The organism is Ferrimonas aestuarii (genome assembly GCF_005116665.1).
GTDB lineage: Bacteria > Pseudomonadota > Gammaproteobacteria > Enterobacterales > Shewanellaceae > Ferrimonas > Ferrimonas aestuarii.
The window spans coordinates 107925-119810 of the sequence record NZ_SWCJ01000007.1 but is presented as its reverse complement, the minus strand read 5'-3'; the positions used below and the strand labels follow the sequence as shown (position 1 = coordinate 119810).

Annotated in this window: 11 protein-coding genes and 1 riboswitch; of the genes, 4 read left to right on the top strand and 7 right to left on the bottom strand. The window is 50.4% G+C overall.

Translation table 11 applies throughout. The annotated features are described in order from the left end of the window. Positions 1 to 52: 52 nt before the first annotated feature. The gene (gene folE2 / locus FCL42_RS11460; RefSeq protein WP_136863558.1) at positions 53 to 979 is read right to left on the bottom strand and encodes a GTP cyclohydrolase FolE2; all 927 of its coding nucleotides are present in this window, start codon (positions 977 to 979) and stop codon (positions 53 to 55) included. A 181-nt stretch (positions 980 to 1160) separates the two neighbouring features. Then, positions 1161 to 4412: an SPOR domain-containing protein gene (locus FCL42_RS11455; protein ID WP_229359848.1), complete on the bottom strand. Its 3252-nt coding sequence runs from the start codon at positions 4410 to 4412 to the stop codon at positions 1161 to 1163. Between the two features lie 201 nt (positions 4413 to 4613). On the opposite strand from FCL42_RS11455, the gene FCL42_RS11450 reads away from it, so the two are divergent. Beyond that, on the top strand, positions 4614 to 4970 hold the full coding sequence (locus tag FCL42_RS11450) for an Hpt domain-containing protein (RefSeq protein ID WP_136863556.1): 357 nt from the start codon (positions 4614 to 4616) through the stop codon (positions 4968 to 4970). 171 nt (positions 4971 to 5141) lie between these two features. On the opposite strand, the gene arcA is transcribed toward FCL42_RS11450, so the two are convergent. Then, positions 5142 to 5861 carry a two-component system response regulator ArcA gene (gene arcA / locus FCL42_RS11445; RefSeq protein ID WP_136863555.1) on the bottom strand — a complete coding sequence of 240 codons (720 nt, stop codon included), beginning with the start codon at positions 5859 to 5861 and terminating at the stop codon, positions 5142 to 5144. A 525-nt stretch (positions 5862 to 6386) separates the two neighbouring features. After that, positions 6387 to 6563: riboswitch (Lysine riboswitch) on the top strand. A 64-nt stretch (positions 6564 to 6627) separates the two neighbouring features. Between arcA and lysC the strand changes: the two genes are divergently transcribed. Beyond that, positions 6628 to 7998 (top strand): lysine-sensitive aspartokinase 3, encoded by a 1371-nt coding sequence (gene lysC, locus FCL42_RS11440; protein WP_136863554.1) that lies wholly within the window; start codon positions 6628 to 6630, stop codon positions 7996 to 7998. Between the two features lie 26 nt (positions 7999 to 8024). Here the strand turns inward: lysC and asnC are convergent, their stop codons facing one another. Further along, a complete protein-coding gene (asnC, locus tag FCL42_RS11435; RefSeq protein WP_136863553.1) occupies positions 8025 to 8486 on the bottom strand; it encodes a transcriptional regulator AsnC in 462 nt (153 codons plus the stop codon). Between the two features lie 153 nt (positions 8487 to 8639). On the opposite strand from asnC, the gene asnA reads away from it, so the two are divergent. After that, positions 8640 to 9617, top strand: a complete 978-nt coding sequence (gene asnA, locus FCL42_RS11430; protein WP_136863601.1) for an aspartate--ammonia ligase — start codon at positions 8640 to 8642, stop codon at positions 9615 to 9617. 83 nt (positions 9618 to 9700) lie between these two features. Here the strand turns inward: asnA and rluA are convergent, their stop codons facing one another. Beyond that, the gene (rluA, locus tag FCL42_RS11425) at positions 9701 to 10357 is read right to left on the bottom strand and encodes a bifunctional tRNA pseudouridine(32) synthase/23S rRNA pseudouridine(746) synthase RluA (RefSeq protein ID WP_205729261.1); all 657 of its coding nucleotides are present in this window, start codon (positions 10355 to 10357) and stop codon (positions 9701 to 9703) included. Positions 10358 to 10501: 144 nt separating this feature from the next. After that, the gene (locus tag FCL42_RS11420; RefSeq protein WP_136863552.1) at positions 10502 to 10795 is read right to left on the bottom strand and encodes an integration host factor subunit alpha; all 294 of its coding nucleotides are present in this window, start codon (positions 10793 to 10795) and stop codon (positions 10502 to 10504) included. 238 nt (positions 10796 to 11033) lie between these two features. On the opposite strand from FCL42_RS11420, the gene FCL42_RS11415 reads away from it, so the two are divergent. Next, positions 11034 to 11276 carry a YecH family metal-binding protein gene (locus tag FCL42_RS11415; RefSeq protein WP_136863551.1) on the top strand — a complete coding sequence of 81 codons (243 nt, stop codon included), beginning with the start codon at positions 11034 to 11036 and terminating at the stop codon, positions 11274 to 11276. A gap of 54 nt (positions 11277 to 11330) precedes the next feature. Here the strand turns inward: FCL42_RS11415 and FCL42_RS11410 are convergent, their stop codons facing one another. Beyond that, entirely contained in the window at positions 11331 to 11741 is a 411-nt protein-coding gene (locus FCL42_RS11410) for a phosphate-starvation-inducible protein PsiE (RefSeq protein ID WP_136863550.1), read from the bottom strand. Between the last annotated feature and the right edge of the window lie 145 nt (positions 11742 to 11886).

The following is an 11886-nucleotide window of genomic DNA, read 5'->3' as shown; positions in this document are numbered from 1 at the left end:
TAAAAAAACCGATGCTCTGGCATCGGTTTTTTGTGAGTAACGTTATTACTACTTATGGCTGGTAGCCGTCGGCCAAGCCTTTGCAGGTTACTGACACCGCATCATGAGCGTGCAGGCTTTCTAGGTGGTTTACTCGCAGCCAGAAGTCGAGAATTTGAGTATCGTCGTTTAGGGCTAATTTCAAGCGACGAGCGGCATCTTCCACAAACATCAGGTTCTGGCCGTTCAAACGAGCAAATTCCTGCTCATCTTCCCGTTTTACCGCAGCTTGAACCGGCGTTTGCAGCGCTGATTCGATGCGATCTACCAAGCTGACAATCGGCAACTCTTCCATCTCGGGATCAAGTTTTACCCACACTTCGGCGATGGAGCGTTGGCTGTGTGGCGTTGCGACAACACCTTGAGTGGTGCCTAGCCACTGCTGTACCTGCTCTGGGGTTAGGCTTTGCTCTTGGCCAAACTGAGTGTTGAAAGCGTCTTGAATCAACTGGCGAGCCAGGGCTGCAGAGCATGGGCAGGTTGAAGAGTAGGAGACGTCCACGTTCATCTCCATGCTCAACTTACCTTGGTTGAGGCTGCCAACCAAAGTCACTGGATAGGAGCGCCAGCCGCTATTGTCAGACAGCAGCGAAGAGCGACGCAGATGATAATCGAAGCTGATCTTCACCCGAGCACGGTCAGACAGTGCCTCATGACTGGAGATAAAGTCGTCCAGCAGAGACTTTAGGCTGTTGAGGTTCAACTCACCGGCAAGGGACATCTGATCCAGTGCCAAGTACAGGCGCGACATGTGGATGCCTTTCGCCTGAGGATTAGGTAAGTTGACGAAGGCTTCAACTTTAGCGCTCACAGCTCGGGGTTGGCCATCATCAGCACGGATGGTCAACGGCAACTCAATATTGCTCATTCCCACCCAATCCAGGGTACCGCCGATTTGGGCTTTGGCACTGCTTGCCACATCGGGCATGATTGTCGCCATGGACGTAGACTCCGTTTTTCTATTGCCGTACTTCTTAATGGGCACGGATTGTAACATGAGGCACGAGGGGACGCCGTCAAAAACTTTGGCGTTTATACGATTAGCTTAATCGACCCGCAGAGGGCTCTCGCCCCGTGCTTAGAGTAGGGTTGAGCCTAGGCTCAGTGTAAGGCAGCAAAACTTACCTTAGAGAGGCGATGGAGCGCAACCATGGATTTTGTGGGACATTATTCAACGCCGCCAAGGCCGCTTGGGCTTCGGCGCGAGTCCCAAAGCTGCCCCAAAACAGTTGATACCAGCCATTTTGGTGGCGAATGTGGACGTTGTCCCCTAGGTTGAGCTCTTTGGCTAAGGTCAGTGCGCTGGCCCGTTGCTTAGCGGCCATGAGCTGCCAGGTAAAGTTGGCGGCCGGTTGTTGGCCTAGCCAATCAGTGGCGTCAATTTGCTGAGGCTCTGCACTATTACGCTTGGCCCACTTGAGGTAGACGTTGTGTTGGTATTGCAGACCCGTAACCGGTTTTACCAGAGGCAGGTTATTGGCAAATTCTTTCGGAATGTCGCGCAGGCCATATTGTGCCGAGCGTTCGTTGGGGTATTGACCCGCAATCAGAAGGTACATGGGTTGGTCGTCACGAATGACGGTAACCTGTTCTAAAGATTGATGCGGGTAATTTTCCCGTAACTTATTTAGATTAAATGCCTTTCTCTGAGCGGCGATCTGAATGGTGTAGTCTTCACTGTCCATCCGCATGATGCCTTGGCCCAGTTCCGGTACTTTATCAGCTTGTTTTGGGGTTGGCAGGGTTTCTTCTACGTTGCCTTGAGCCACATTGATTTGGGAAGCTTGCTCAACGTACTTGATGCGAAGATCCCGTTGCTGGTGGTCCAATTTGCGTCCAGACAGCGCGATGGGAAACAGGGGCTCTTCCTGCAGTTGTCCATAGTCGTCCAGTTGATCTGGGCGCATCTGCAATAGGTAGTAGCCTGGTTTGATGTTGCTAAATTCGTACTCGCCACGACTGCCGGTCGTTAAGTTAGCCAGTGGTTGTTGATGCAGGTCTTTAAGGCTGATTTCAATTCCAGCCAAAGGCATGTCATCGTGATCTTTGAGCACCTGGCCTTTTATGTCGGTAAGTGCAACCAGTGGCAGATCCACGGTCACCATCTTGCCGGTCATCGGCATCACTTCGATAGGCCCATCCCTGAGAACGAGGTTATCGGGAAGGTTTTCCGTAATGGGAGCGATGGTATAGAGCTGGTTGGATTTCACCTGGCTGAGTCGAATCTCGCCTATGTCATTGCTGGCCGAGTGAGGTAAGCTGGGTGACGAAAGCAGGTGTAGCCCTTGGAGTGGCTGATCGCTAGAGTCAAAGCGGCCATTGTTGTTGTTGTCGATGAACACATTGACTTTGATGTCGGCAACCTGAGGGCGGTAGTCCTCACCGCGTACTCGAGAGTCTTCATAGTTTAGGGCGATGACCGAGGTGGCGCTGACTTGCCAGTCGCCTCGAGAATCGATCTGCCCGCTGAGGCCGGCCGTGAACCAGTCCCAGGTCATTGAAATGCGGTGCTCATAACCGTAGCGGCTCTTATCGTCGATTGGGTCATCGAAGTACACCACACTCTGGTTGTTAATGCCCCGCCAAGGGCGCCAGCGAAACACAGTGTTAAAGCCGGTGATGCCACTGCCACTTTCGTAACTCAAAGCGCTGGTTAGATTCCAGTCCAGCATCGGAGTATCGATCAATAACAGGCCACTGGTTGAGCGGTCAAAATCGGTCAAGTGGCTGTCGTAGGCCAAAAAGTGGGTGATTGCCATATTGCCTAGCTGAGTCGATACACGAGAATCGATCAGATAAGAGCTGTCATCGCCCTGACGATAGCTGGCACCAATTTTATATTGAAACGGGTGCTGAGCATTGAAACTGCCTTCCAGTTCGGCGCGCAGGTTGGAATCGGCACCAATACGGGCAAGGTCCTTAGAGAGATCGGAATCGAAATCTTTGAAGTTGTAGTACATGACGCGGGCGCTGTGATCTGTACCCAGTCGTTTTTGCCAGCCGAAGGTGTAGGCAGTGCCGCCATCCTGCTGGGTTGAAGCTTCCATGTTCCAAGTGCTTTTAAGGAAGTTTGCCACCACGTTACCGCCAAAGTAGTTGCGGTTGGTGGTGCGCCCCCACTCATCAATGCTCTGCTGGCTGTAGGTCGCACCAACGGTGATTTGGTCCGTCAGACCATATTCAAGGTGACCATTGAAACTGCGGTGGATATTGAGCTGGTCGATCTCTTGTTGAGACTTTTTATTAAACAGATCCGTGGTTTGATCAATGTAGAAGCCGGAGTAGCTCCATTGCCCTTGTCCGAGGCGCTGGCCACCACTTTGGACGGTCTTTCGGCGAACCATGTATTCACCGTTGGGGCCGAACATGCGGATCTCAAACAGGTTGGAGCCTTCCAGTACAGGAATACCGCTAAAGACGTAACGGTTATCGCCATCGGCAATGTCGATGCGAACCAATGCGTGGTTGCGATACAGGTGGATGCTCCATCCTTCTGGGGCATTGCCTTCAATGGTGGTGCGGCCAAAACGGTTGTTGTTTATATCGGCGGCATTGCCAAATACTACCCCTTGACCAGACAGGTAGCCGTGGTTGAGGTCGTCACCATAGTACTCAACGTCACCCAGCTGATAACCACCAACAGAAACCGGCAGACGGCCATCGAGGTCTCCTAGGTCTTTGGAGATCTGCAGTCGATATTGAGTGTCCTCTCCCTGAGTTCTCTGGTAGCCAAATTCGTAGCTATGAAAGCCCAGATCGCCGGTACTGAGAAGATTGAGATTGTAGTCTTGGGTCAGGAAGTCATCGCCAGCGATTGCCGCATCACCTTGAAGGTAAAATAGCGGCGGGGTCATCGCTTGATAGTCGTGAGGGTGCTCAGGATCAAAAGGCGTGACACTGATCTCTTCGGACTCTCCCGGTTCATTGGTCACTTGGTTTAGGGTGATCGCCTGCTGAACCGCGGGCAGTGGAACCGTTGAGCTGACGCTAATGCGTTGCTTTAAATTGTTGGCGGTGATCTGAATCGGTAACAACTGCTGGATAAAACCGGCTTCCAGATAGATGTCGACATTATCCCTGCCCCAAACCAATTCCGGTAAGATTGGAATTTGGGTAAAACCTCTTCTGGCTTGGTCTTTGTTCAGATCCAGCATCAAGTTAGCGTTTTCACCTTTTATCCATCCTGATGCGATGAGTGAATGAGGATCGACTTGAATGTCGATTCCTAGCTTGCTTGAAAGACCTTGAAGAGGGAAAAGTAGCTTTTTTTCATATTGATAGACCGGAAGTTGGTCATCCAGTTGAACGCCTTGCGCGGTCAGTTCGAAAGGTTTTAACTGCTGCTTAGGTAGTTGAATCTCAGAAGCTGCCACTGTATTCAAACAGCAACTTAACATTACTGATAAGGCAACGGTTAATCTTCGCATCGAACTTTCAACGTATAATTAAAAAAGACATTTTATCATACCATTTGATGGCCATAACTCGAACTATAAAGCTTTATTTTTGACTGATTAAGCAGCTTAGCTATGATAGGCTGGATGGATAAGCATCAACTTTTTGGGAGTCGGGACATGGCTGAGTCGAATGAAGCTACGTTGGATATAGCAACGTTGGAAGCGTACTGCAGTGCCATTGGCGCCTCAACATTGCTAAAGAGCGTAGTGATGTTTGAGCAGATGGCTCCGGAATACCTGCAGACCATGGCTGCAGCGATTAAATCTGGGGATAAACCACTGCTGTGCAGTGAAGCGCATAAATTGAAAGGGGCGGCAGGCTCAGTGGGTCTAAAGCGAATTCAAGAATTTTCTCAGCTGTTACAGCATGGGGACCAGCCCGAATGGGAAGGTGCGCACCTTGAGTGGTACAAGGCGATTGAGTCCCATTTAGATGAAGACATTGCCGGGTTGAAGCAATACTTGAGTCGGTAGGGGCAAAGATACCGAGCTTTAGATGACCACGTTGAAATATGAGGTATGGCTGAGATAACAGAGCCCATATCGTTTTCGAGTGAGCGGGATGTCGGTATCTTAATTTGAGCCACTGTCTCCAGACACAAAAAAAGCCGCATTAAGCGGCTTTTTTGCATTTTTCCTATCGACTTAAGCTTCTTCAAGCTGGCCGCAGAAACGGTAACCTTCACCATGGATGGTGGCGATGATTTCCGGAGTCTCTGGGTGGCTTTCGAAGTGCTTACGGATACGGCGGATGGTGACATCCACGGTACGGTCATGAGGTTTTAGCTCACGGCCAGTCATCTTCATCAGCAGATCCGCACGTGACAGGATCTTTCCAGGGTTTTCTACGAAGTGCAGCATGGCACGGAACTCACTGCGAGGCAGCTTGAACGGCTCGTCACTTGGGCTAACCAGTGAGCGGCTGTTGATTTCCAGTGTCCAGCCGTTGAACTGGTAATGCTCAACCTGAGGCTTATCTTCAGGCTGCTTGCCGGAGTTAACGATGCGGTTCAGCAGGTTGCGTGCGCGGATGGTTAACTCACGAGGGTTGAATGGCTTGGTGATGTAATCATCGGCGCCAATCTCTAGACCCAGAATCTTATCAACTTCGTTATCGCGGCCGGTCAAGAACATCAGTGCAATGTTGTTGTTCTCACGCAGTTCACGGGCCAGAAGCAGACCGTTTTTACCAGGCAGATTGATGTCCATGATCACCAAGCTAACCTTGTGTGCTTTCAGAATGTCGTGCATCTCATCGCCGTCAATGGCTTCAGAAACCACGTAGCCTTCGGCTTCAAAAATGCTTTTCAGTGTATTTCGAGTGACGGCTTCGTCCTCGACGATCAGAATGTGTGGATTTTGCATGTTCAGCTACCTAGAAGCTTGCCGTTATCTACCAACCGCCTGGCTGAGGACCTCCTCATGCGCAGGCACAATGCCTATGCAAATTCCTTTTCGGCGTGTGAGAACCTGTGTACATCGTTAGGTTCTTTGGACAAAAATCGCGACCCATCAGGGGGTCAGCTTCAATCTTGGATACAAAAATACAGTAAAAGGGCTTAAATGTTAGCCGCAAATGTTAACAAAACCCGATTTCTGGTACCTAGATCACAAATAATTAATGTCACTAGTGATTTTTGTTTCAAGGGATTGGGTCCAAGCCGTAAGGCGTTGGTAATTTTAGACCAAATTTCAATAATGTTTACGCTGCATTAAGTCAGTTTGGTGTTCCTTATTGCGTATAAGGCGCGTTTGCCAGACGCGATTTGGCAATAATCCGTTTAAAACTGCCCACAATGCGTTAATCACATTGACAATGAATTTCCAATAAGGTTTAGTTGCGGTCACTCCCTGTACACCTAAGTGGCGAAAATGTAGCCATTAGTGTGCAGGGCCAGAAGAGGTGCGTTACCCAGGCAGTTTTGACGAGAGCGTCGACGCTCAGTGAGCCAAAATCAGGGGGAGTAACGCCGAGAGGGAGCCGGTGGTCGATCGCCCATCCCTCGGTTGATAGGGCTGAATCCCTATGACTGTCACCTAAGGATGTGGTGGAGAGCTTCTGGTCGAACATGCCTAAGTGGTGGCGTGTTGTCGAGCCAGGCTCTTCGAACAAAGTTACAGGTTCGAAGTTATGACGAATGCAAGTACACCTCTACAAGTCGCCAAGTTTGGCGGCACCTCCGTTGCCGATTTTACGGCTCTCTCTCAGTGCGCATCCATTATTGTGTCCGACCCCACAACTCGGGTCGTGGTTGTTAGCGCAGCGGCAGGGGTTACCAACCGATTGGTTGAGTTAACTCAAGCGGATCTTCCTAACAACGAGCGGCAGCGACTTCTCAAAGAGATTGCCGCCATCGAGTATGCCATCGTCGATCAATTGAGTGGCAGCGAGATTCGCGCGGCCGTTGATGCCTTATTGACGCAGATGGCCAATTTGGTGGATCGCATCAGCCATTGTACTGGGGATCAGCTTGCCCCATTGGCTGATAGTCTATTGTCGATTGGCGAACGCTGTTCCTCATTATTGCTGACTCAGGTTTTGAAACAGTTGGGTGTCGATGCGGTCAATTTTGATGTAACCCGAGTGATGAGAACCGACGGTCATCATGGGAAAGCCACACCCGATTGTGCCTCACTTACCTTGAATGCGTTAGAGCAGTTGTTGCCACTTACCGAGAATCAAGTCGTGGTTACTCAAGGCTTTATTGGTGCGGATGATGAAGGGAATGTCACCACGTTAGGACGAGGTGGCTCGGATTTTAGTGCGGCGCTGTTGGCAGAAGCGCTGGGAGCCAGCGCGCTGGCGATTTGGACTGACGTGAATGGTATTTATAGCTGCGACCCTAGAGTTGTGGTAGATGCTAAACCCATTGCTGAGCTGAGCTTTTCCGAAGCGGCTGAGATGGCCACTTTTGGTTCTAAGATTCTGCACCCCGCCACCATTTTACCTGCACAGCGCAGTCAAACACCGGTGTTCGTCGGCTGCACTCGCGCGCCGGAACAGGGCGGAACTTGGATTCGAAACCACTGTGAGAGTCGACCTAAGTTTCGTGCGCTAAGTTTGCGTCGAGGCCAGACGCTATTGACTGCCCACAGCTTGAACATGCTGCACTCCCAAGGGTTTCTGGCGGAGCTATTTGCGATTTTGGCAAGGCATCGAATTTCAGTGGATCTCATTACCACCTCTGAAGTGTCGGTGGCACTCACTCTCGATCAGACCGGTTCAGATTCCAGCGGCCGCTCTCTAATAACCGAGGCGCTACTGGAGGAGTTAGCACCACTTTGCCGAGTTGAGGTGGAACGAGATCTGTCGTTGCTGGCGGTAATAGGCAACCACATTGCCCATACCTCGGGGATCGGCATTCGAGTGCTCGATGCGATTGGCGATAGCAACATTCGCATGTTCTGTCAGGGAGCCAGCGCTCATAACCTGTGTTTCCTAGTGGCCAGCAGTGAAGTGGAAGCGATCACCAATCGTCTGCATGCACGCTTGCTGAATTGAATCGGTTTTGCTGCCAGGTTCCGTCGTTAAGGCTGAATCTGGCGCATGATCGGTTGTTGCAGTGACAGCAGTGTTTCTGTGGATTGGATCTGTTCGATGCACTGGATGTGGTTCACCAGTAGATCATGCAGTGCATCGATATTTCGAATCAAAATTTTAGTGAAGATGCTGTAATGACCCGTGGTGTAGTAGGCTTCAACCACTTGCGGTAAGGCCTGCAATTTGGCCAGCACTTCAGGATAGTCTCCAGCCGCCTTTAGGTTGATGCCGATAAAACAACACACCTGATAGCCCAACTTTTTGGGATCCACCATCACCTGAGCCGAGGTGATGATGCCTGCCTGTTTCATCTTCTCCACTCGCACATGAATGGTGCCTGGGCTGACGCCATTTTGTTTGGCCAATTCAGCGTAGGGAGTTCGGGCATCCGCCTGCAATGCACTTAAGACCGCTTTATCGAGATTATCGATTCGGTAATCTGTGGACATTTTTTGTACCTATAAATAATGATTTCTCAATTCTAGCGCTAAATTTTAATGATTTAAAATGCGTAAAGCTTTATTTGTTGATGATTATTGAATAAAGGCTGTGTTCTGTTGAATTATTAAATGCAGAAGCACTTATTAACTGAGGAAAATGCCATGAAGCAGGGCTTTATTGAACGTCAACAACAGATCGGTTTTGTCAAAGACACCTTTAGCCGTGAGCTGTGTCAGCGCCTGAATCTGTTGGAGGTGCAAGCGCCGATGCTCTCTGAAGTGGGCTCTGGCATTCAGGACGATCTGTCCGGTTACGAGCAGGCGGTCTCAGTAAAGGTAAAAGCCATCCCTGAGCGTAGCTTTGAGGTGGTGCACTCACTGGCGAAGTGGAAACGGGGCCTGTTGGGTCGATTTGATTTCTCTGAGGGCGAAGGCATTGTGGCGCACATGAAAGCGCTTCGTCCTGATGAAGATAGTCTTGGGCCTAAGCACTCGGTGTATGTGGATCAGTGGGACTGGGAACAGGTTCTGCCTCAAGGTCATCGCACTTTAGAGGGGCTGACTCAACGAGTGGAGGCGATCTACGGGGCCTTAAAGGCCACCGAGCAGCAGATCAGTCAGCAGTATGGTTTACCAACCCAATTGCCAGAAACCATTACCTTTATCCATGCGGAGGCCTTGCGCCAACGTTACCCTGAGCTCACTGCGAAACAGCGTGAGCAAGCGATCTGCAAAGAGCATGGCGCGGTATTCTTGATGGGCATCGGTGGCAAGCTGGAAGACGGTGAAGCCCATGATTGTCGCGCTCCGGATTACGATGACTGGAGCACCATGTCAGAATTGGGGCAGGGGTTAAACGGTGACATCTTGGTGTGGCATTCGGAACTGGAAGATGCGTTTGAGCTTAGCTCAATGGGCATACGCGTTGATGCCGAGGCTCTGCAGCGCCAGATGACATTGGCTCAGCGTGAAGCTCAGATGGCGCAGCCTTGGCATCAGCAGCTTCTGCAGGGGCAACTGCCGCAAACCATTGGTGGTGGCATCGGCCAGTCTCGATTGACCATGTTTATGTTGCGTCTGTCTCACATCGGCCAAGTGCAGTGTGGTGTGTGGCAGCAGCCTTGCCAAACCATGCTTTAATCTGAGCCACGGCTCAAGCATCTCAGCGACAGAATTAAAATCGCCTCCCATTGGGAGGCGATTTTGCTTTGTTGTTGCCGTGATTAAAACGGCAACGGTGCTTCGAACTCGATCGGGTCATTGCTTTCAGGATGAGTAATGCAAAGCTTGTGAGCATGAAGCAGCAGCCTGTCCGCAGCATTAAAGGCGTCGCCCTCTGCATAAAACTCATCCCCGACAATGGGGTGGCCTAGGGAGAGCATATGCACTCGAAGCTGATGCGAACGTCCGGTAATTGGCGTCAGCTCGACGAGAGTGCTGGTGTCGTCTTGGCTAAGTGTGCGGTATTGGGTCTGGGACGGCTTGCCGTGTTCGAAACAGACCTTTTGCAGCGGCCGATTAGGCCAGTCGCAAATTAGCGGCAGATCCACTTCGCCTTCGGGTTCACTTAGATGACCCCAGACGCGAGCCAGATAGGTCTTACTGGGCTCTTTTTCGCGGAACTGGCGATGCAACTCTCGTTCGGCGTCTTTTGTTAGCGCCAGTACCATTAACCCTGAGGTGGCCATGTCCAGTCGGTGCACCACGAACACTTGTGGTGTTAGGGTGAGGGCACGGTTGTAGACGCTGTCTGCGTGTTTAGGATCGCGCCCCGGTACCGATAGCAATCCGCTGGGTTTATTGACCACCATGATGGCGTCGTCCTGATACAGGACATCAAGAAATGGGGTCGTTGGGGGGCGGTAATCAAGCAGCGCCATGGGCATCACCTCGTAAAATCGGGCGATAACCATACGCATTTGCTGGGGTTGATTCAAGGGCTCTGACAGCCGCTTATGTTGCGTAGCGGCTCAACTCACTTGATGAAAAGAGTAGTCGGCTTTATCCATAAAGCCGTCTCTGGATTACTCTGCTTTAAGTGTGGCAACGCGACCTTTGAGTTTACCGCCCGCAGCAAAGGTTACGACTCGGCGACCGGAAATCTCATGTTCTTCGCCAGTTTTGGGGTTACGGCCGGGGCGAGGGCTTTTGTCTCTAAGATGGAATACCCCAAAGCCACTGAGCTTAACCTCCTCGCCATTTTCTAGACAGTTTCGAATCTCTTCAAAAAATGCATCGACCAACTCTTTGGCGTCGTTGGTGGATAGGTTGAGCTTAGTCACCAGATTCTGGGTCAACTCCGACTTGGTTAAGGACATATAGGACACCTCAATACTCAAACGATGGATTGCCTCAAAAATTAAATTAAGTGTAGTGACTGTATTGAGAAGGTGCCTAAAAATTAACGGTTAAGGGTGAATTTTGATCTTTTTGAGTGTGGGAGGGACTTGGCCGACAAAGCGTTAAATTGAGAAAAGGTGGCAAAATCGTGACTGGATCATGGACTGAACCCTAAAGTTGCATATAATTGGCATCAATTCTATTAGGAGTACTGTTATGTCTGATTCCATTCACGCCCATGAACTGTTAAACCTGATTGGCGAGCAATCTGAGCCGTTGACGCTGGAGCAGTTGCAGCAGTTAACCGTTGCCAATTTTGGCGAAGCGGTAAAATTTCATACCTGTCGTTTGGAAGATCAAAACATCGATCAGATTTTGAAGTTCTTCATTAAGATGGAGAAAGTGGCGAGTCAGGGCGATGGCTATGTCTTGAATCGTGGCAACATGTGCAGCCACTAATCGGTGTCTATATTTATCCGTGAATTAAAAAAGGCGCCTTGAGGCGCCTTTTTGTTATTCGTTGTTTTCCGGCAGCTTGATGGCTTTGCGCTTGGTCAATTGAGCGTAGTTGATGACCAGAACTGTGGCTGCTAACAGCAGAGCTGAGACGGAGACCGCCAACACCCGCCAATCTTCCATCGCTTTCATGTCGAGAATCAGATAGCGAGCCAAGGCGACAATGGCGATGTAAATTGGCATTCGGATCGGAAGGTGACCCTCTGCCGCATAGCCTGCCACCATGGCCAACACTTCTAAGTAGATGAACAGCAATAGCAGATCCGCTAGGGCGACGTGACGATTGTTGACCATGATCGCGATCTCTTGGCCAATGGCCACTAGTGTCGCAATGGTGATGATGATCAATATGAAGTGCTCAAGGAAGGCGATGCTTGGTAGACCAAAGCGTTTGTATAAATAGTTCATCCACGGTTTCCTTAACCAGAATTTGGTTTCCCTACAGTCTATCTCCAGCGTTATAAAGATTCATGCGCAACTCTGTGAAGGGGATCACGACTGGGAGTTGGTGATGGCTAAAAGGCTGATATCCTTATTCTATCCCTATAAATCG